The organism is Aureimonas sp. AU20 (assembly GCF_001442755.1).
GTDB lineage: Bacteria > Pseudomonadota > Alphaproteobacteria > Rhizobiales > Rhizobiaceae > Aureimonas.
In genome coordinates, this window is the sequence record NZ_CP006367.1 from 2,133,576 (window position 1) to 2,151,887 (window position 18,312).

Sequence of the window (18,312 nt, forward strand, 5' to 3'; positions counted from 1 at the left end):
TGAGCGCTATATGGCGAGACTCGGAACGGAAATGAAGTCCTTTGCGTCCGTCAAGACCCGTCGCCTGCCGGTTGGTTCGGCCGAGCGGCGCGTCAGCCCCCTTCGTTGAAGCGGGTCAGGGTCCATTCTCCGCTGCCACGCGTGCAGGTCTCGCCCTTGTAGACGGCGACTCCGTCGAAGCGCTGACGGGAGGTCTTGAAGCTGCGGCAGATCTGATCGCCGGCGCGGGTTTCCTCGATCGCGGTGATCGTGCCCGAGGCGCCGGTGTCGGTGTTGCTCCAGGCCAGCGGCTCGGCCTGCGTCCGGTCCAGATTGGCCGACGAGACCGCGTTTCGAACCGTCAGTCCGTCGGATTCGGTTTCGGGCGAAGGGGCGGGTTCGAGCGAGGCGGTCTGGATGGAATGATCGACCTTGGCTGCATCCTCCAAGGCCTTGCCGCTCATGACGGTGCAGCCACCGAGCACGGTGATGACGCAGCTTGCCGCCAGGGCCTTCCAAATCCCGTGCATGTCGCCGTTTAACCTTTGCCGTCCGCTTCGTTCGGTTCTACGAAGCCGAAAACGGGAACAGGAGTGTGCGCGAATGATGCTCAAAACGGCCTTAACGTTTGGTGAAACCGAGTTGCCATCCGATCCGTTCGCCGCGTTCCAGATCTGGCTGGGCGAAGCGGAACGCACGGAGATCAACGATCCCAATGCCATGGCGCTGGCGAGCGTGGACGCCGACGGTCTGCCGGACGTCAGAACCGTTCTCCTCAAGGGAGTCGATGCCAGCGGCTTCGTCTTCTACACGAATTTCGAAAGCCGAAAAGGGCAGGAACTGCTCGGCCAGCGCAAAGCCGCCTTATGTTTCCATTGGAAGTCGCTGCGGCGACAGGTGCGGGTTCGCGGCACGGTGGAGATGGTTACCGACGCCGAGGCCGACGCCTATTACGGCACCCGCGCCCGCGTCAGCCGGCTTGGCGCCTGGGCCTCGCAGCAGTCGCGCCCGCTCGCCTCGCGCGCCGAACTCGAAGCGCGCGTTGCCGAACTCGACGCGCGCTTTCCCGGCGACGACATTCCGCGCCCGCCGCACTGGTCGGGCTTCCGCGTCGTGCCGGTCCAGTTCGAGTTCTGGCAAGACGGCGCGTTCCGCCTGCACGACAGCTATCGTCTGGTGAAGGACGAGACAGGCGAGTGGATCGCCACGCGCCTGAATCCCTGACGGAAGAAGAAAGGGCGGAGGCTCAGGCCTCCGTCCCGCCCACCGTGATCTGGTCCATCCGCAGATGCGGCTGCCCGACCCCGACCGGCACCCACTGTCCGGCCTTGCCGCAATTGCCGATGCCGGTGTCGAGATCGGTGTCGTTGCCGATCATCGAGACGCGGTGCATCGCATCCGGCCCGTTGCCGATCAGCATGGCGCCCTTCAGCGGTTCGCTCACGACGCCGTCGCGGATACGATAGGCCTCGGTGCAGCCGAAGACGAACTTGCCCGACGTGATGTCCACCTGACCGCCACCGAAGCTCACGGCATAGACGCCGTCCTTCACCGAGGCGATGATCTCCTCGGGCGTGTGTTGGCCGTTCAGCATCATCGTGTTGGTCATGCGCGGCATGGGCGCATGAGCGTAGGACTGGCGGCGGCCATTGCCGGTCGCCTCCATACCCATCAGCCGGGCGTTCTGGCGATCCTGCATGTAGTTCACCAGCTTGCCGTCCTCGATCAGAACGGTGCGGTTGGTCGGCGTGCCCTCGTCGTCGATCGTCAGCGAGCCGCGTCGCTCGGTGATCGTGCCGTCGTCCACCACGGTGACGCCCTTGGCCGCCACCTGCTTGCCGAGCAGGCCGGAAAAGGCCGAGGTGCCCTTCCGGTTGAAATCGCCTTCCAGCCCGTGGCCCACCGCCTCGTGCAGCATGACGCCAGGCCAGCCTGAGGCCAAGACGATGTCGAAGCTTCCCGCCGGTGCTGGCACCGCTTCCAGATTGATCTTGGCGCGGCGCAGCGCTTCGTCGGCCAACGACTGCCAACGATCCACCGCGATGAAGCCGCCGAAATCGAGCCGCCCGCCGGCGCCGGATGAGCCGGTTTCCTGCCGGTTGCCACGACCGGCCACCACGGAAATATTGAGACGCACCATCGGGCGCACGTCTTGGATCCACTGGCCGTCGGCGCGCAGGATCTCGACCACCTGCCACTGGGCGGCGACGGAAACGCTGACCTGCCGGACCTCGTCGTCCTTGGCGCGCAAATAGCCGTCGATCTCCTGAAGCAGCTTGACCTTGGCCTCGAAGCTCGGCTCGCCGATCGGATTGCCGTCGCCATAAAGCCGGCTGTTGGTGCCGCGCGGGGCTTCGGCCGCCGTGCCGGCATGGCCGCTCCGCACGGCCGTTACCGTGCCGGCAGCCCGGCGAAGCGCGGCGTCCGACAGGTCGCCGGCATGGGCATAGCCCACCGCTTCGCCCGCCACGCAGCGGAGGCCGAAGCCTTGGTCGGTCGAGAAGTCGCCCGCCTTCAACCGACCATTGTCGAATAGGAGCGATTCCTGTTCGCGATATTCGAGAAACAGCTCGCCGTCGTCCGCCCCCTGCAGCGTATCGGACACAAGCGCTTCGAGCTGCGACCGGGACATGTCGAAGCGATCGACGAGAGAAAGGGACATGGGAGGCTCCGCTTGGGATTCGTGCGCCAGAGATAGGAGCCCGACGCCTCGCTGTCATCCGCCCCTTCGCTGGTCCGACCTAAGCGGGGAGGGGAGCAAGGTTCAGGGCAGCGCCGCGAAGCCTTCCGCGAATCCGTTCAGCTCCACGGGAATGCCGATTCCCTCTTCGGGCGTCTGGAAGACGATGAAGGTTGCGGCCTTGCCGCTCGACAGGGTCTGGCGCAGCGTTTCGTCCAGAATCACTTCGGCGTAGCAGCCGTCCTCGAAGCAGCGCACGAACTGCGCGCGGCCGATGTCCTTGCCGTCGACATAAAGACCGAGGCCGTTGGGAAGCAGGATGCCGAGCGGCGCCAGCACCCGCAGGATCTGCGCCTTGCCGTCCGCGGTCTTCAGCGCCAGCACGGACAAGCCGACCTCGGGCCGGTCCTCGGCCACGACATTCTGCAGCAAGGCGCATTGCTCGCCCGCCGCGCCGGCCGGCTGGTCGCAGACCACGGCCCAGGCGCCGTGCTGGGATTTGACGGTTCCGGTCTGCGCATTGGCCGCCCAGGGCTGCAGGACCAGAAAGGCGGCGGCGGCCGAGGCGAGGAGGGTCTTCATGAGGTCTTCCCGATGCGACGCCGTTCGGAATCGGCGTCAAGAACGAAGCCAAAGGTTAAAGCATGTCGGCGCGCGGCGTCGAGCCACACCAAGATAAGTCCGCGGCGAGGGAGGCAATGCGGCCACAGCCCCGTTTATGTCGCAACGAGGCATGGCGCGGTCGTGTTGCGAAGGCGGCGGTTTCGTGGTTGAACCGACCTCTAGCTGCACATTAGCGGCATTCGAAATCCCGGGAGGATCTGCCGCGGATCGAATGCCGATGATTCGTTCGGTCAGCCGGGTTCATTTGCTTCCACGAGGGGGAGAATCGTGAAGAGAACAGCCCTTGCCGCCCTGAGTCTCGCCGCTTCGCCCTTCGCGGCATCGGCGCAGGAGGCCGCGATTCATCCTGGGCAACCGCATCCCTGGCAGATGGGCCTGCAGGAAGCGCTTTCGCCCGTGGAAGCGCAGATCCACTGGTTCAGCGACTACACGCTGTGGTTCATCGTGCCCATCGTGATCTTCGTCGCGGCACTTCTTGCCTATGTCTCGTACCGTTACACCGAGGCGCGCAACCCGAACCCGTCGCGCACCAGCCACAACACGACGATCGAGATCATCTGGACCATCGCTCCGGTCCTCATTCTCCTTTGTCTCGCCATTCCCTCGTTCCAGCTGCTGACGGCGCAGTACAATCCGCCGCGCGAGCCGGAGCTGACGGTGAAGGCGACGGGCTACCAGTGGTACTGGGGCTATGAATATCAGCCGGCCAAGACCAATGCCGCTGCCGCTTCGCCCGCCGCAGGCACCGCCGCCAATCCCGCTGAGCCCGCTGCCCAGCCGGTGAGCTTCCTGTCGTACCCGCTGACCGAGGACGCCCGCGACGGCGCCGGAAAGCAGGACAAGGGCCTCTATCCCCGTCTTTTGGCGGTCGACAACGAGATGGTGATCCCGGTGAACACGGTGGTCCGTCTCCTGTCGACCGGCGGCGACGTCATCCATTCCTTCGCCATGCCTTCGCTGGGCGTGAAGGTGGACGCCGTTCCCGGCCGCCTTAACGAGTACTGGTTCGAGGTCAATCGCGAAGGCATCTTCTACGGCCAGTGCTCGGAGCTTTGCGGCTCCAGCCACTACAACATGCCGATCGCCGTTCGCGTCGTGAGCCAGCAGCAGTTCGACACGTGGCTCGCCAGCGCCGCCACCAATCTTCAGAACGCCAACGCCCAGCTTTCGGCCGAGATCGCCCAACAGGCGCCGGTCGTTGCCGCGCGCTGACAAGACAACCGGGGGGACGCCTTGATGGATCACGCCACACCGCATGATCACGCGCATGCCCATGCGCAACCGACCGGCTGGGTTCGTTGGGTCTATTCGACCAACAACAAGGATATCGGCATCCTCTATCTGATCTTCGCGATCTTCGCGGGCATCATCGGGGCCAGCCTGTCCATCGCCATCCGCGCCGAGCTCCAGCAGCCCGGCCTGCAGATCTTCGGCAATCCGCAGATCTTCAACGTCTTCACCACGGCGCACGGCCTGGTGATGGTGTTCTTCCTTGTCATGCCGGCGCTGATCGGCGGCTTCGGCAATTATTTCGTTCCCATCATGATCGGCGCGCCGGACACGGCGTTCCCGCGCATCAACAACATCGCGTTCTGGATGCTGCCGCCTTCGCTGCTGCTGCTCATCCTGTCGATGTTCGTGGAAGGCGCGCCGGGCTCCAATGGCGCAGGCACGGGCTGGACACTCTATCCGCCGCTGTCGACCGCCGGTCATCCGGGTCCCGCGGTGGATCTGGCGATCTTCGCGCTGCATCTCTCGGGCGCTTCGTCGATCCTCGGCGCGATCAACATGATCACGACGATCCTCAACATGCGTGCCCCCGGCATGACGCTGCACAAGATGCCGCTCTTCGCCTGGTCGCAGCTCGTCACCGCGTTCCTGCTGCTTCTGTCGCTGCCGGTCCTGGCGGGCGCCATCACCATGCTGCTGACGGACCGCAACTTCGGCACGACCTTCTTCGCGCCGGAGGGCGGCGGTGATCCGATCCTCTACCAGCACCTGTTCTGGTTCTTCGGCCATCCCGAAGTCTACATCATGATCCTGCCGGCCTTCGGCATCGTCAGCCACATCATCTCGACCTTCTCTAAGAAGCCCGTCTTCGGCTATCTAGGCATGGCCTACGCGATGGTGGCGATCGGCGTCGTCGGCTTCGTCGTGTGGGCGCACCACATGTACACGACCGGCATCTCGCTCAACACGCAGCGCTACTTCGTGTTCGCGACCATGGTCATCGCCATCCCGACCGGCATCAAGATCTTCTCCTGGATCGCGACCATGTGGGGCGGCTCGCTCCGCTTCGCGACGCCGATGCTCTGGTCGATCGGCTTCATCTTCCTGTTCACGGTCGGCGGCGTCACGGGCGTCAAGCTCGCCAATGCCGGCATGGACCGCGTGCTGCACGACACCTATTACGTCGTCGCACACTTCCATTACGTTCTCTCGCTCGGCGCGGTCTTCGCGATCTTCGCCGGCTGGTACTACTGGCTACCGAAGATGAGCGGCTACATGTACAACGAGACGATCGGGAAGCTGCATTTCTGGGTCATGTTCGTCGGCGTGAACCTCGTGTTCTTCCCGCAGCATTTCCTGGGCGCCGCCGGCATGCCGCGCCGCTACGCGGACTATCCCGATGCCTTCGCCGGCTGGAACTTCGTTTCCTCGATCGGCTCCTACATCTCGGGTGTCTCGGTCCTCATCTTCCTCTATGGTGTCTACGACACGTTCGCGAAGAAGCGTCTGGCGGGCGCCAATCCCTGGGGCGCGGGTGCGACCACGCTGGAATGGCAGCTGTCTTCGCCGCCGCCCTTCCACCAGTGGGAAGAACTGCCGCGCATCCGCTGATCCGCGTTCAAGCGATCGTCGATCCCGCCGCCTGGGCGGGATCGCCACGCCGGGCATGACGGCCGGCGCCGAGACCCAAATGGAGGCGCGGCTCGTCGCGCCTCGCGAATGGACAGGAACGTTTCATGAGTGCCATCGACGCGACGGCCATGCGGATCGCTCGTCCGGGGATCAGTCTCGCCGAACCTGGCGACTTCTTGGAACTCCTCAAGCCGCGCGTCATGTCGCTCGTGGTGCTGACGGCAGTGACCGGCTTCCTCGCTGCACCCGGCCATATACATCCGGTTCTCGGCTTCGTTTCGCTGCTGGCGATCGCGCTTGGCGCGGGCGGGTCCGGCGCGTTGAACATGTGGTACGACGCCGATATCGACCGGGTCATGAAGCGCACGGCCGGTCGGCCGGTGCCGTCGGGCCGCATCACCCCGGGCGGCGCGCTGGCCTTCGGCCTGTCGCTGTCCGTCCTTTCGGTGATGCTGCTGGGCCTTGCGTCCAACTGGTTCGCCGCCGGCTTTTTGGCTTTCACCATCGCCTTCTATGCCGTCTTCTACACGATGGGCCTCAAGCGCCGCACAGCGCAGAACATCGTGATCGGCGGCGCCGCCGGCGCTTTTCCGCCCATGGTCGCCTGGGCTGCGGTGACGGGCGGCGTCTCGGTTGAGAGTTTCGTCCTGTTCCTGATCATCTTCCTTTGGACACCGCCGCATTTCTGGGCGCTGGCGCTTTTCAAGATGAAGGACTACGGCGCAGCCGGCATTCCGATGCTGCCGAACGTGGCCGGTGAGCGCTCGACGCGCCGCCATATCTTCGCCTATTCGCTGATCCTCGCGCCTGTCGGCGTCCTTCCCTTCGCCATGGGCTTTGCCGGCCCGGTCTATGGCGCCGCCTCGCTGCTCCTGGGCGCCGAGTTCGTGCGCAGGGCCGTGCTCGTGCTGCGGATGCCCGACGGGGACGAGGCGATGGTGCCGGCCAAGAAGCTGTTCGGCTTCTCGATCGTCTATCTCTTCGCGCTCTTTGCCATTCTGCTTGGCGAAAGCGTCTTCGCTCTCGTGGTCGCCTGACATGGTGGGCGAGGGGGAAGAAGACCGGGTTCGGCTGACGAGCCAGGAGAAGCAGTCTCAGCGCCGCCGTTCGGTGGCCATCGCGCTGACGCTTATGGCGCTCGTGGTGCTGTTCTATGTCGTGACCTTGTTCAAGATGGTGGGTCAACATGCGTGACGGAGATCAGGCGGCGCGCCAGCGGCTTCGCCGCTTTCGCATTACGGCGTTCAGCTGCCTCGCCTTCGCCTGCGGCATGATCGGCGCGGCCTATGCCTCGGTTCCGCTTTACGATCTCTTCTGCAAGGTGACGGGTTACGGCGGCACGACGCAGCGGGCCGAGATGGGCGCATCGCGCGTGCTCGACCAGACCGTGAAGGTCCGGTTCGACAGCAATGCGGTTCCGAGCGTGCCCTGGACCTTCCAGCCGAACGAGCGCGAGGTCACGGTGCGTCTGGGCGAAACGCGCCAGATTTCCTACCGCGTGCGCAACGTCTCGGATCGCGAACTCACGGCTCGCGCGACGTTCAACGTGACACCGCTGTTGGCGGGCGCCTATTTCAACAAGATCCAGTGCTTCTGCTTTACGGATCAAACCTTGAAGCCGGGCGAGGAAGTGGACATGCCGGTGGTCTTCTTCGTGGACCCGGCGATTCTGGACGACGCGGATGTCGGCACCCTGCCGACCATCACGCTGTCCTACACGTTCTTTCCGGCCGAGCCGAAGAAGACGCCGGTCGCGGATGCGACCAAGGACGATCAAGCGCGCGGGCGTCTCTAGCTGAGGCGAAGCGTGAACAGGTAAGATCCGTCTGATAAGGACGGTTAGGGAAGGGCGCGAGGGGGAGAGCGATGGCCGACACGACACACACGAAGCATCACGACTATCACATGGTCGACCCCAGCCCCTGGCCGGCGCTGGCGTCTCTCGGGGCCTTCTTCCTGCTGTTCGGCGCGGTGGCGATGTTTCGCTTCCACAACGGGACGGCCTTCCAGATCTTCGGCGTGAATCTGGCGACGCCTTGGATCTTCTATTTCGGCCTCGCGATCGTCCTTTACACGATGTACGCGTGGTGGTCTGACACGATCCGCGAAAGCCGGCAGGGCGCCCACACACCCGTCGTCTCCATGCATCTGCGCTATGGAATGATCATGTTCATCGCCTCCGAGGTGATGTTCTTCGTAGCGTGGTTCTGGGCTTTCTTCGACGCCAGCCTGTTCCCTGGCGAGGCGATCCAGGCTGCGCGCGTTCAGGCGTTGGGTGGTGTCTGGCCGCCCAAAGGCATCGAGGTGCTCGACCCGCTGCACCTGCCGCTCTTCAACACCATTACCCTGCTTCTGTCGGGAACGACGGTGACCTGGGCGCACCATGCGATGTTGGAGGACGACCGCAAGTCGCTCATCACCGGCCTCGCGTTGACGGTCGCACTCGGCGCTATCTTCTCCTTCGTCCAGTATATCGAATACGCCCATGCCCCTTTCGCCTTCAAAGGCTCGATCTACGGCGCGACCTTCTTCATGGCGACGGGCTTCCACGGCTTCCATGTCTTCGTCGGCGTCGTCTTCCTCGCCGTCTGCCTTTTGCGCGCGGTGCGGGGCCACTTTACCCCGCACAAGCATTTCGGCTTCGAGGCGGCCGCTTGGTACTGGCATTTCGTCGACGTCGTCTGGCTCTTCCTCTTCTTCGCCATCTATGTCTGGGGCGGTTGGGGCGGTCAGATCCACGGCGCCTGACGCAGTCTTCGCGGCCATCCCATGAAAAGGAAGAAGGCGGCGCTGCCGCCTTTTTCGTCTGAAACCCCGCTCGATCGGAAAGGGGATCATGGACACTCCCAACCAGGCCTATCCAGGCGTCGATCCGCCGCGCGCGGGCATGTCCGGCCATTGTCCGCGCTGCGGCAAGGGACGGCTCTTCGCCGGCTATCTCCGGCTGGAGCCTGTCTGCTCTCGCTGCGGCCTCGATCTCGCCGCGCTGGATTCGGCTGACGGCCCCGCGTTTTTCGTCATGTCCATCGTCAGTTTCGTCGTGGTGGGGCTCGCGCTCTACACCGAGGTTGCGTGGAGCCCGCCGCTCTATGTCCACGTCCTGCTCTGGGTGCCGCTGGCCTTTATCCTCGCCGCGCCGCTGATGAGGATCGTGAAGGGTCTGATGGTCGGACTGCAGTTCCGGTCCAGCGCCGCGGAAGGCCGTCTTCAGTCCCATGACGACCAGTGAGCAGCCCGATACCTGCGAGAACGTGCCCGCTCTGCCACTCGGGCGCGGGCGTATCGTTGCGATACTCGTCGTCGGCTTTGCCGCGCTTGGCATCCTGATCGCCCTTGGCACCTGGCAACTCGAACGCAAGGCCTGGAAGGAGGCGATGCTCGCCTCGATCGATGCGCGCATCCACCAGCCAGCGCGCCCGGTCGAAGACGTGCTGTCGGCGCAAAATGCAGGGGAGCCGATCGATTACGTGCCTGTCACGGTCCGTGGCACGTTCGAGCATTCCGGGGAGCGCTATTTCCTCGCGACGCGAGAAGGCGAGGCCGGCTGGCATGTCTTCACGCCGCTGCGCCTGGACGGATCGGACCGCTGGATCTTCGTCAATCGCGGCTTCGTTCCCTATGCGATGAAAGACCCGGCCTTGCGATCCGTCGGCAATCCGGCCGGACCGGTGGAGATCACGGGATTGGCGCGAAGCGCGCCGGCGGATAAGCCGGGCTCCTTTCTGCCGGACAACGACCCCAGGCAGAACGTTTTCTTCTGGCGCAACATAGCCGATATGGCACAGGGCTTGGCCCTTCCCGCCGACCATGTCCTGCCGTTCTTCATCGACGCCGGGCCGGGCGCGGCAGCCGGAGGGCTGCCGATCGGTGGTGTGACCGTGATTGATCTTCCGAACGACCATCTTCAATACGCCATCACATGGTTCAGCTTGGCCTTGGCGTTGGCGGTGATGCTCGGTCTTTTCGTCAAGCACCTCGTTCAAAGGCGACGCGGCGCGGCGACGGGTTGACAGGAGGGGGCCCCATCCCCTCATTCGGACCTGAAACCGCCGACCGGAGACTGCCTTGTCCGCGCTCGTGACCAAGCCGCCCCTGACCATCCGCCTATGCGAACCGCGCGGCTTCTGCGCCGGGGTGGACCGTGCCATCCAGATCGTCGTCCTGGCGCTGAAGCGCTACGGCGCGCCTGTCTATGTTCGACACGAGATCGTGCACAACAAATATGTCGTGGACGGTCTGCGCCAGATGGGCGCCGTCTTCGTCAAAGAACTCGACGCCATTCCCGACGACGGGCAGCCGGTGGTCTTCTCCGCGCACGGCGTTCCCAAAACTGTCCCTGCCGAGGCCGAGCGGCGCGAGATGCTTTATCTCGACGCGACCTGCCCGCTGGTCTCAAAGGTTCACAAGCAAGCCATGAGGCATATGCGGCTGGGTAGGCAGGTGCTCCTGATAGGCCATCGCGGCCACCCCGAAGTGGTCGGCACGATGGGACAGCTGCCCGAAGGCGCGGTTGTGCTGATCGAGACCGAGGCGGATGTCGCGACCTTCGCGCCGGCGGACCCGTCCGCGCTCGGCTTCGTCACGCAGACGACGCTGTCGGTGGACGACACGGCCGGCATTCTGGCGGCGCTGCAGCGCAAGTTCCCGGAGCTGCACGCCCCGTCCTCGGAATCGATTTGCTATGCCACAACCAATCGGCAGGACGCCGTGAAGGCCTCGGCGCCGGGCACCGATCTGTTCCTCATCGTCGGCGCGCCCAATTCCAGCAATTCCCGGCGCCTCGTGGAAGTGGCGGAGAAGGCGGGCTCCAAGCGCGGGCTTCTCGTGCAGGGTTCGGCCGAACTGCCGCTGGACGAGCTGAAAGCCGGCGATCTCGTCGGCATGTCCGCCGGCGCCTCGGCGCCAGAAGTGCTGACCGACGGCATTCTCGATGCGCTCCGCGAGCGCTTCGAGGTGCGGATCGAATTGGTTCAGACCGCGATCGAGAACGAGAACTTCCCTGTGATGCGCTCGCTGCGCGACGTGCCTTTGACGGCTGAGGATATGGCCTTCGTCAACGGCAACCGGCCGCTCGCGGGCGAAAGGACGAACTGACATGGCCGTCTATACCGAAGTCGGCGAGGCCGAGCTCAGCGCCTTTCTCGCGCGCTACCATGTCGGGCGCCTCCTGTCCTACAAGGGCATCGCGGAAGGCGTGGAGAACTCCAACTTCCTGCTGCGCTCAGAGGGCGGAACGTTCATCCTGACGCTTTACGAAAAGCGTGTGAACCGGGCCGATCTGCCCTTCTTCGTCGGGTTGATGGAGCATCTGGCGGGCAAGGGTCTGTCCTGCCCACTGCCGGTTCAGCCGCGCGACGGCGACACGCTCGGGGAACTCGCGGGGCGCCCGGCGGCGCTCTTCACCTTCCTCGAGGGCATGTGGTCGCGCCGTCCCACCGCCGAGCAATGCGGCGCCGTGGGTCAGGCCATGGCGAGAATGCATCTGGCCACCGGCGACTTCGCTTTGCGGCGGGAGAACAGTCTCTCGGTCGGCGCGTGGCGCCCGCTTCTGGAGGCCTGCGGCGAGGATGCCGATAAGGTCGAGGCCGGGCTTCGCGCCGAGATCGACGACGAACTTGGTGCTTTGGAGAGCGCTTGGCCTTCGGGTCTGCCGAGCGGCGTGATCCATGCCGATCTGTTTCCCGACAATGTCTTCTTTCTGGAGGGGCAGCTGTCGGGCCTCATCGACTTCTATTTCGCCTGCAACGACATCCTCGCCTATGATCTGGCGATCTGTCTTTGCGCCTGGTGCTTCGAGCTGGACGGCGCGTTCAACGTCACCAAGGGCCGCCAGCTGATCGAGGGATACGAGAGCGTTCGCCCCTTGAGCGCGGCGGAGCGTGAGGCGCTGCCGATCCTGGCGCGGGGCGCGGCCGTGCGCTTCCTCCTGACGCGGCTCTACGACTGGATCAACACGCCGGCCAATTCCTTCGTGACCAAGAAGGACCCGAAGGAATATCTGCGCAAGTCCCGCTTCCATCGGCAGGTTCGCAGCCTGTCCGACTACGGCGTTCTCTCCAAGGCTCCCATCGCATGACCGACACGACCGACACGACAGACAAGACGCGCGTCGACATCTTCACCGACGGTGCCTGCTCCGGCAATCCGGGGCCGGGCGGCTGGGGCGCGATCCTGCGCAGCGGAGAGACGGAGCGGGAGCTGTCTGGCGGGGAGGCGCACACGACCAACAACCGGATGGAGCTTCTTGCCGCGATCGAAGGCTTGGGCGCGCTGAAACGCGGCTGCGCCGTGCATCTTCATTCCGACTCGCAATATCTACGCGACGGAATCACCAAGTGGATTCACGGCTGGAAGCGGAACGGCTGGCGGACGGCCGAAAAGAAGCCGGTGAAGAACGCCGAACTCTGGCAGCGGCTGGACGAGGAGCGCAACCGCCACGACGTGACGTTCCATTGGGTCAAGGGCCATGCCGGCCATGCCGAGAACGAGCGGGCGGACGAACTGGCCCGCGCGGGCATGGAGCCCTTCAAGCGCAAGCCGGCGAGGATCGCCTCGCCGGCCTGACGTCTCAATGGCGAATCAGAGCTGCTGCAGGAGCGCCGAGGCCGCCGAGACCTCGGCCTGACCGGGCGAGGTCTCGATGTTGAGGGCCGCCACCATTCCGTCCCGCACGATCATCGAATAGCGCTTGGAGCGCACGCCGAGTCCGCCAACCGAAAGATCGGCGTCGAGCCCGGCGGCGCGCGTGAACTCGGCGCTGCCATCCGCAAGGAACAGAATCCGATCGCCCGCCTCGGTCGCCTTGGCCCAGGCCTTCATGACGAAGACGTCGTTCACCGCGACGACGGCGATCGTGTCGACACCCTTGGCGCGGATCTCTTCGTTGAGCTCCAGAAAGCCGGGAAGGTGGTTCATCGTGCAGGTCGGCGTGAACGCGCCGGGAACGGCGAACAGAACCACGGTCTTTCCGCTGAAGACATCGTCCGTCGTGAGCGTCTTCGGGCCGTCCTCGCTGGGCGTGCGGAAGGTGGCGGCAGGCAGTTTGTCGCCGATCGATAGGGTCATGGCAGTCCTCTTGTCTCGTCGATTCGGTCAGTTCCGGCGGACCGGAAGCGCGCGGATTAGCTCGCCCTTGCCCCCGTCCGTCAACATGAGATCGACGCGCTCGAGAGCCGGCCCGGTGCCCGGCCGGGACAGCAAGGGAAGCTCGGCGTGGGCTTGGCCCGAAAGGGAGATCATCGACGGCTTGGCGAAGGCCCAGCCTTCCGGCCCGGACACGAAGAGATCGCTGGCGCTGGCGAGCGCGCCGGATGGCCCGCTGACCTTGAGCGCGGCTCCGTCCGTCGAGAGCGACGCTTGCCACCCGGCCGCCGGATTGGGCGCGGGGAGCGCGTCGAACGCACGGCGGACGGCAGCGCGCGCGCCGAGGCTGGTGCTCGGCTCCGTTTCCAATTGAAGTTGGACGGGCAGGCACAGCTCGCGGCAAAGTCCGATGAGAATTTGCGCGCGCAGGACTAAGCGAGGGCCGGGCGCGCGCTGCGCTTCGATCGCGATGCTTGCCGGCTCGACATAGCCGATGCTTTCGATGTCACCCTCCAGGAATCGAGTGGGCGCGGGATAGGAGAGTTCGACACCCGTGATACCCTCGCTGCCACCGAAGTCGATCCGAGGCGCGAGGCCGGCAGCACCGGGGGAGATCCAATAGGTCTTCCAGCCCGGCTTCAGATCAATGTCGAGCGCGGCGCGGATCGCACTCTCCGACTCGATCGCGGTGAGGGTGACATGCGCGCCCTCGACTTCGGCCTGCGAGGCGGCGGAGGCCGGCAGGACGGCCGCGAGAAAAAGGGGAAGCAGCGCCAAGGGGCGGAGCCAGCGAGCGACCGCCGCTCCGGCCGGAGAAATTTCGTGAGGCGGCATGTCTTCCCTCATGTCACAGGTGCAAATCGGCTCGGACATCTTTATCTTCAGCGTATGGACTTCGAAAACATCCGCAACCGATCCGACGAAGCCTCCTCGCTGGAGGGGCACTTCCTTATCGCCATGCCCGGCATGGAAGATGAGCGATTTGCCCGTTCCGTCGTCTATGTCTGCGCGCATTCATCCAGCGGAGCCATGGGCTTCATCGTCAACAAGGCGCAGCCGCTGAGCTTCGGCGCGCTGTTGACGCAGCTCGAGATCGTCAGCGACCCTGACGAGATCCGCCTGCCCGGCAAGGGGCAGGAAGTGCCGGTCTGCCACGGCGGGCCGGTGGAGCGCGGCCGCGGTTTCGTGCTGCATTCCGACGATTACGATTCCGATTCCACCGTCGTGGTGGAGCAGGGCATCGCGCTCACCCCGACGCTCGACATTTTGAAAGCCATGTCGAACGGCGCTGGCCCGTCCACCGCGCTGATGGTGCTGGGCTATGCCGGCTGGGGCGCCGGACAGCTGGAAGCCGAGATCGCCGCCAATGGTTGGCTCACCTGCCGGGCCGAACTCGACATCGTCTTCGACGCCGAGCTCGACAACAAATACTCGCGGGCGCTCGGCATTCTCGGCATCAACCCTGCCTTCTTGACCAGCGAAGCCGGCCACGCCTGACGCGCCTTTCGCGGCTTGGACGATCGGCTGCCGCTAGCTGGCAGCCGCCTTGCGCGGCTGGCGCTCCTGCAGCCGGCGTCGCGCTTCCTCGGCGCTGAGCGGCGGCGAGAACATGTAGCTCTGGACATACTCGCAGTTGAGCTGGCGTAGGCGCTGGGCGTCGGTCTCGTTGTCGACGCCCTCGGCCACGACCGCTAGACCCAGCTCATGCGCCATGGTTACGATCGATTGCACGATGATCGGCTTCTGCGGATGCGCCTCGCCGCGCAGGAAGGATTGGTCGATCTTCAGCGTGTCGAACGGGAAGCGCATGAGATAGGAGAGGGCGGAATAGCCCGTTCCGAAATCATCCAGCGACAGGCCGACGCCGATCTCCTTCAGACGCTCCAGAAGCTTGGCCGAACGCTCGGGATTGTCCATCACGAGCGACTCGGTGAGTTCCAGCTTCAGCGTTTCCGGCGGCAGGTTGTAGCGCTTCAGGATGTGACGCACGTCGTTGAGAAGGTCCTGACGGATCAGCTGGCGGCTCGAAATATTCACCGAGCAGAAGAGCTTCGACTGGCCCGGCAGCTTCTGCCAGTCCGACAGGCGCCGCGTTGCCTCGTCCAGCGCGAACTGCCCGAGTTGTACGATAAGGCCCGTGCTCTCGGCCATCGGAATGAACTCGACCGGTGAGACAGGCCCACGCTTGGCGTGGTTCCAGCGCAAGAGGGCCTCGAAACCCACGATCTCGCCCGACGAAAGCTTCACGATCGGCTGGAACATGAGCGAAAGCTCGTTCCGACCGAAGGCGCGGCGAAGGTCGGATTCCAGTTCCACGCGCCCGGAGGAATGCGTCTTGTAGGCCGGGCGGAAGGGCTCGATCCGGTCACCACCGAGCCGCTTGGCCTGATACATCGCCAGTTCCGCGTCGCGCAGCACTTCGTCTGCGCTGGCGCCTTCGGTCCAGCCCGTAAGGCCGACGGAGGCGGTCAGGATGATGTCGCGCTCGCCGAAGGCGATTGGTGCGCGCACCACTTCGCGCAGCGTCTCGGCAAAGGTACCGACCGCGCCGATCTCGGTTTCCGACATGAGGATCAGACCGAACTGATCGCCCGTCAGACGCGCCAGCGAATCCTGCGGCTTCAGCACCCGTTTCAGGCGGCGGCCGACGGTGAGCAGGATCGTGTCGCCCGTCGCCATGCCGAAATCGTCGTTCACCTGCTTGAAGCGGTCGAGATCGATCACGAAGAGGGTCGGCCGCACGTCGGCATGGCTCATGGCCAGTGCGGCGATGGAGTTCAGCCGGTCGATGAAGAGTTCGCGATTGGGAAGGCCTGTGAGCTGATCGTGCAGTGCGTCATGGAGCAGGCGCTCCTCGGCCTTCTTTCGGTCCGTCACGTCCTTGAGCGTGCCGACGCAGCGCACGACCTCGCCGTTGGAGCCGAGCACTGGTCGCGCCTGGAGGTTCATCCAGTGATAATGCCCATCGTCGCTGCGCACCCGGAAATCCTGCGAGATGCGTCCGCGCCGGTGCTCGAGGATTGTGTCGAGCGTGACCTTGAACCGGTCGCGGTCGTCGGGATGCAGAATCGGCAGCCAGTCGCGCGCCGGGCCGTTCATGGCGGCAACGGGCATGCCGGCGAGACCGTCCGTGTCCGACCCCGCGAAGATACGGTCGCGTGCCACGTCCCAATCCCAGATCGCATCACCCGTGCCGGCCAGCGCCAGGGCGCGGCGCTCCATGTCCGACAGAATGCCGCTGCCGAAGCTGCCGTTTCCGGCAAAGGCATGCTGCATCACCGTGAAGCCGATCAGAAGCACTATGAGCACGAGGCCGCCACCCAGCGCCGGCTGGATGATGTCGTTGTGGATTTGGCCGGTGATCGTCAGCCAGCCCGTGCCGAGCCAGGCGATGATGAGCAGCCATGTCGGGATCAGCATGATCGCGCGGTCATAGCGCACGGCGGAGAGGTAGAGGATCAGGAGGAGGCCAATGCCGGCGGTGGCTGTCATCGACATTCGGGCGATGCCCGAGGCCATGGGCGGATCGAAGGCGGCCAGCGCGCCGAGGCCGCCGAGGCCCATCAGCCAGAGCGCGGTGAAGGCGGAGAGAATGCCATGCCAGCGGTTGAGGTTGAGATAGGCGTAGAGAAACACGACGAGCGTGAAGGCGAGGGCGACCTCCGTACCCGCGCGCCAGATGCGCTCCTCGCCGGGCACGATGGGCACGAGCTTCTGCCAGAAGTCGAAGTCGATGCAGATATAGGCCAACACCGCCCAGGCGAGCGCGGCTGTGGCCGGGAACATGGGCGAGCCCTTCACCACGAAGAGAATGGTGAGGAAGACGGCGAGCAGGCCGGCGATGCCGAGCACGATGCCGCGATAGAGCGTGAAGGCGTTGACTGTGTCCTTATAGGCGTTCGGCTCCCACAGGCGGATTTCGGGCAGCTTGTCGCTCGCGAGTTCGGCCACGAAGGTGATGACCGAGCCGGGGTCGAGCGTGACGAGAAAGACGTCGGCCTCCGGGCTGTCCTGCCGGTCGAGCGCGAAGCCTTCCGACGGCGTGATGGCGACGACGCGCTGCGAGCCGAGATCGGGCCAGATGAGCCCCGAGCCCGACAGGCGGAAATGCGGCGCTACGACAAGACGGTCGATCTGCTCGTCCGTGTTGTTGGACAGGGCGAAGACCGCCCAGTTGCCCGAGGGGTTCGGCGAACTCGATTCCACCTCGATGCGCCGGACGATGCCGTCCGAGCCCGGAATAGTGGAAACCTGAAAATTGGCACCGCGTCCGCGATGCAGATCCACGGCGGGGGCGAGATCGATTGCCACGTCCTCCCGTCCGATGCTGACGGGCGAAAAGGCGTGTGCGGGCAGGGTGCCGCTGAGCGCGACCAGGAAACAGCCGAAAACCCAGAACAGGATGGCCGACAAGCGGGCGAGATGGGGCATGGAGAGCGTCAGGGCCTTGTCCCGGCGAGCGAAAGATCGGGCATCGAATCGGCATGATAGCCGCCACTGGCAGCCCAGTCTTCGGCCAGCAACGAATAGAGCAGGTGATCCTCCCAGACACCGGCGATTTTCAGGTATCGCCTGAGATGGCCCTCCCGACTGAAGCCACAGCTTTCCAGAAGGCCGATCGAGCGGGCATTGTTCGGCACGCAAGCCGCCTCCACTCGGTGCAGCCCCTCGATCTCGAAGGCGAAAACGGAGATCGTGCGCACGGCGCGTGTCATGATCCCGCGCCCGGCATGGCGTTCGCCCATCCAATAGCCGAGGGTGGCGGATTGGGCCACCCCCCTCTGGAGGCGCCCAAGTGTCAGCCCGCCATAGAGCGTGGCGCCGCTCGGGTCGAACACGAAGAACGTGTAGCTCGTGCGCTCCCGAGCGTCCTTGATATAGCGGTCCAGTCGCAGCCGGAAGGCCGATCGGCTCAACTCGTTGCCGGTCCAGCTGGGTTCCCAGGGCGTGAGAAAGGCCCGGCTGGCCTCGCGCAGCTCCCGCCAGCGCTCGTAGTCGCCCCGGCGGGGCATCCGAAGCAGGATGCCGGGTCCGCTCAGGACGGGCTGAGCGGAAGCTTGAACCCAATCCAGCCAACCCATGCC

Annotated in this window: 20 protein-coding genes; 13 read left to right on the plus strand and 7 right to left on the minus strand. The window is 65.0% G+C overall.

What is annotated here, in order from left to right; genetic code table 11:
• Positions 1-92 precede the first annotated feature (92 nt).
• Positions 93-509, minus strand: a complete 417-nt coding sequence (locus M673_RS09400) for an RT0821/Lpp0805 family surface protein (RefSeq protein ID WP_061975618.1) — start codon at positions 507-509, stop codon at positions 93-95.
• Positions 510-585: 76 nt separating this feature from the next.
• On the opposite strand from M673_RS09400, the gene pdxH reads away from it, so the two are divergent.
• A complete protein-coding gene (gene pdxH, locus M673_RS09405) occupies positions 586-1,203 on the plus strand; it encodes a pyridoxamine 5'-phosphate oxidase (protein WP_061977766.1) in 618 nt (205 codons plus the stop codon).
• 22 nt (positions 1,204-1,225) lie between these two features.
• On the opposite strand, the gene tldD is transcribed toward pdxH, so the two are convergent.
• Complete coding sequence (gene tldD, locus M673_RS09410) at positions 1,226-2,641, minus strand: metalloprotease TldD (protein WP_061975619.1); 1,416 nt, start codon at positions 2,639-2,641, stop codon at positions 1,226-1,228.
• A gap of 102 nt (positions 2,642-2,743) precedes the next feature.
• Entirely contained in the window at positions 2,744-3,241 is a 498-nt protein-coding gene (locus M673_RS09415) for an invasion associated locus B family protein (RefSeq protein ID WP_061975622.1), read from the minus strand.
• A gap of 309 nt (positions 3,242-3,550) precedes the next feature.
• Here M673_RS09415 and coxB point away from each other — a divergent pair, with 309 nt between their 5' ends.
• The 11 genes from coxB (at position 3,551) to rnhA (ending at position 12,709) form a co-directional block, all read left to right on the plus strand.
• Complete coding sequence (gene coxB / locus M673_RS09420; RefSeq protein WP_061975623.1) at positions 3,551-4,495, plus strand: cytochrome c oxidase subunit II; 945 nt, start codon at positions 3,551-3,553, stop codon at positions 4,493-4,495.
• Between the two features lie 24 nt (positions 4,496-4,519).
• Positions 4,520-6,124, plus strand: a complete 1,605-nt coding sequence (gene ctaD / locus M673_RS09425; protein WP_061975625.1) for a cytochrome c oxidase subunit I — start codon at positions 4,520-4,522, stop codon at positions 6,122-6,124.
• A 125-nt stretch (positions 6,125-6,249) separates the two neighbouring features.
• On the plus strand, positions 6,250-7,182 hold the full coding sequence (locus M673_RS09430) for a heme o synthase (RefSeq protein WP_061975627.1): 933 nt from the start codon (positions 6,250-6,252) through the stop codon (positions 7,180-7,182).
• A gap of 1 nt (position 7,183) precedes the next feature.
• On the plus strand, positions 7,184-7,339 hold the full coding sequence (locus tag M673_RS09435; protein WP_061975629.1) for a hypothetical protein: 156 nt from the start codon (positions 7,184-7,186) through the stop codon (positions 7,337-7,339).
• The gene (locus M673_RS09440; protein ID WP_061975631.1) at positions 7,332-7,940 is read left to right on the plus strand and encodes a cytochrome c oxidase assembly protein; all 609 of its coding nucleotides are present in this window, start codon (positions 7,332-7,334) and stop codon (positions 7,938-7,940) included. Before M673_RS09435 ends, M673_RS09440 begins: the two co-directional genes overlap by 8 nt.
• A gap of 71 nt (positions 7,941-8,011) precedes the next feature.
• Entirely contained in the window at positions 8,012-8,893 is an 882-nt protein-coding gene (locus tag M673_RS09445; protein WP_061975633.1) for a cytochrome c oxidase subunit 3, read from the plus strand.
• Positions 8,894-8,981: 88 nt separating this feature from the next.
• Positions 8,982-9,374 carry a DUF983 domain-containing protein gene (locus M673_RS09450; RefSeq protein WP_061975635.1) on the plus strand — a complete coding sequence of 131 codons (393 nt, stop codon included), beginning with the start codon at positions 8,982-8,984 and terminating at the stop codon, positions 9,372-9,374.
• Positions 9,361-10,155, plus strand: a complete 795-nt coding sequence (locus tag M673_RS09455; protein WP_082639280.1) for an SURF1 family protein — start codon at positions 9,361-9,363, stop codon at positions 10,153-10,155. Before M673_RS09450 ends, M673_RS09455 begins: the two co-directional genes overlap by 14 nt.
• A gap of 55 nt (positions 10,156-10,210) precedes the next feature.
• Positions 10,211-11,239: a 4-hydroxy-3-methylbut-2-enyl diphosphate reductase gene (gene ispH / locus M673_RS09460; RefSeq protein WP_061975637.1), complete on the plus strand. Its 1,029-nt coding sequence runs from the start codon at positions 10,211-10,213 to the stop codon at positions 11,237-11,239.
• Position 11,240: 1 nt separating this feature from the next.
• Positions 11,241-12,221, plus strand: coding sequence for a homoserine kinase (locus M673_RS09465; RefSeq protein ID WP_061975639.1), 981 nt, complete (start codon positions 11,241-11,243; stop codon positions 12,219-12,221).
• Entirely contained in the window at positions 12,218-12,709 is a 492-nt protein-coding gene (gene rnhA / locus M673_RS09470; RefSeq protein ID WP_061975641.1) for a ribonuclease HI, read from the plus strand. Before M673_RS09465 ends, rnhA begins: the two co-directional genes overlap by 4 nt.
• 15 nt (positions 12,710-12,724) lie before the next feature.
• Here rnhA and M673_RS09475 read toward each other — a convergent pair whose 3' ends face one another.
• The gene (locus M673_RS09475; RefSeq protein WP_061975643.1) at positions 12,725-13,210 is read right to left on the minus strand and encodes a peroxiredoxin; all 486 of its coding nucleotides are present in this window, start codon (positions 13,208-13,210) and stop codon (positions 12,725-12,727) included.
• 27 nt (positions 13,211-13,237) lie between these two features.
• Positions 13,238-14,062, minus strand: coding sequence for a protein-disulfide reductase DsbD domain-containing protein (locus M673_RS09480; protein WP_062215098.1), 825 nt, complete (start codon positions 14,060-14,062; stop codon positions 13,238-13,240).
• A 54-nt stretch (positions 14,063-14,116) separates the two neighbouring features.
• On the opposite strand from M673_RS09480, the gene M673_RS09485 reads away from it, so the two are divergent.
• Positions 14,117-14,725, plus strand: a complete 609-nt coding sequence (locus tag M673_RS09485; protein ID WP_061975647.1) for a YqgE/AlgH family protein — start codon at positions 14,117-14,119, stop codon at positions 14,723-14,725.
• A 33-nt stretch (positions 14,726-14,758) separates the two neighbouring features.
• Here the strand turns inward: M673_RS09485 and M673_RS09490 are convergent, their stop codons facing one another.
• A complete protein-coding gene (locus M673_RS09490) occupies positions 14,759-17,659 on the minus strand; it encodes an EAL domain-containing protein (RefSeq protein ID WP_061975649.1) in 2,901 nt (966 codons plus the stop codon).
• Between the two features lie 8 nt (positions 17,660-17,667).
• On the minus strand, positions 17,668-18,309 hold the full coding sequence (locus tag M673_RS09495) for a GNAT family N-acetyltransferase (RefSeq protein WP_061975651.1): 642 nt from the start codon (positions 18,307-18,309) through the stop codon (positions 17,668-17,670).
• Between the last annotated feature and the right edge of the window lie 3 nt (positions 18,310-18,312).

Excerpts from the sequence above, each read along its gene's own strand:
- M673_RS09455 (WP_082639280.1), top strand. The coding sequence starts at position 9,361 with ATGACGACCAGTGAGCAGCCCGATACCTGCGAGAACGTGCCCGCTCTG.
- pdxH (WP_061977766.1), top strand. The coding sequence starts at position 586 with ATGCTCAAAACGGCCTTAACGTTTGGTGAAACCGAGTTGCCATCCGAT.
- M673_RS09490 (WP_061975649.1), bottom strand. The coding sequence starts at position 17,659 with ATGCCCCATCTCGCCCGCTTGTCGGCCATCCTGTTCTGGGTTTTCGGC.
- M673_RS09485 (WP_061975647.1), top strand. The coding sequence starts at position 14,117 with ATGGACTTCGAAAACATCCGCAACCGATCCGACGAAGCCTCCTCGCTG.
- M673_RS09495 (WP_061975651.1), bottom strand. The coding sequence starts at position 18,309 with ATGGGTTGGCTGGATTGGGTTCAAGCTTCCGCTCAGCCCGTCCTGAGC.
- M673_RS09430 (WP_061975627.1), top strand. The coding sequence starts at position 6,250 with ATGAGTGCCATCGACGCGACGGCCATGCGGATCGCTCGTCCGGGGATC.
- M673_RS09480 (WP_062215098.1), bottom strand. The coding sequence starts at position 14,062 with ATGCCGCCTCACGAAATTTCTCCGGCCGGAGCGGCGGTCGCTCGCTGG.
- M673_RS09450 (WP_061975635.1), top strand. The coding sequence starts at position 8,982 with ATGGACACTCCCAACCAGGCCTATCCAGGCGTCGATCCGCCGCGCGCG.
- ctaD (WP_061975625.1), top strand. The coding sequence starts at position 4,520 with ATGGATCACGCCACACCGCATGATCACGCGCATGCCCATGCGCAACCG.
- M673_RS09400 (WP_061975618.1), bottom strand. The coding sequence starts at position 509 with ATGCACGGGATTTGGAAGGCCCTGGCGGCAAGCTGCGTCATCACCGTG.
- rnhA (WP_061975641.1), top strand. The coding sequence starts at position 12,218 with ATGACCGACACGACCGACACGACAGACAAGACGCGCGTCGACATCTTC.
- tldD (WP_061975619.1), bottom strand. The coding sequence starts at position 2,641 with ATGTCCCTTTCTCTCGTCGATCGCTTCGACATGTCCCGGTCGCAGCTC.
- M673_RS09435 (WP_061975629.1), top strand. The coding sequence starts at position 7,184 with ATGGTGGGCGAGGGGGAAGAAGACCGGGTTCGGCTGACGAGCCAGGAG.
- M673_RS09440 (WP_061975631.1), top strand. The coding sequence starts at position 7,332 with ATGCGTGACGGAGATCAGGCGGCGCGCCAGCGGCTTCGCCGCTTTCGC.
- M673_RS09415 (WP_061975622.1), bottom strand. The coding sequence starts at position 3,241 with ATGAAGACCCTCCTCGCCTCGGCCGCCGCCGCCTTTCTGGTCCTGCAG.
- M673_RS09475 (WP_061975643.1), bottom strand. The coding sequence starts at position 13,210 with ATGACCCTATCGATCGGCGACAAACTGCCTGCCGCCACCTTCCGCACG.
- M673_RS09465 (WP_061975639.1), top strand. The coding sequence starts at position 11,241 with ATGGCCGTCTATACCGAAGTCGGCGAGGCCGAGCTCAGCGCCTTTCTC.
- M673_RS09445 (WP_061975633.1), top strand. The coding sequence starts at position 8,012 with ATGGCCGACACGACACACACGAAGCATCACGACTATCACATGGTCGAC.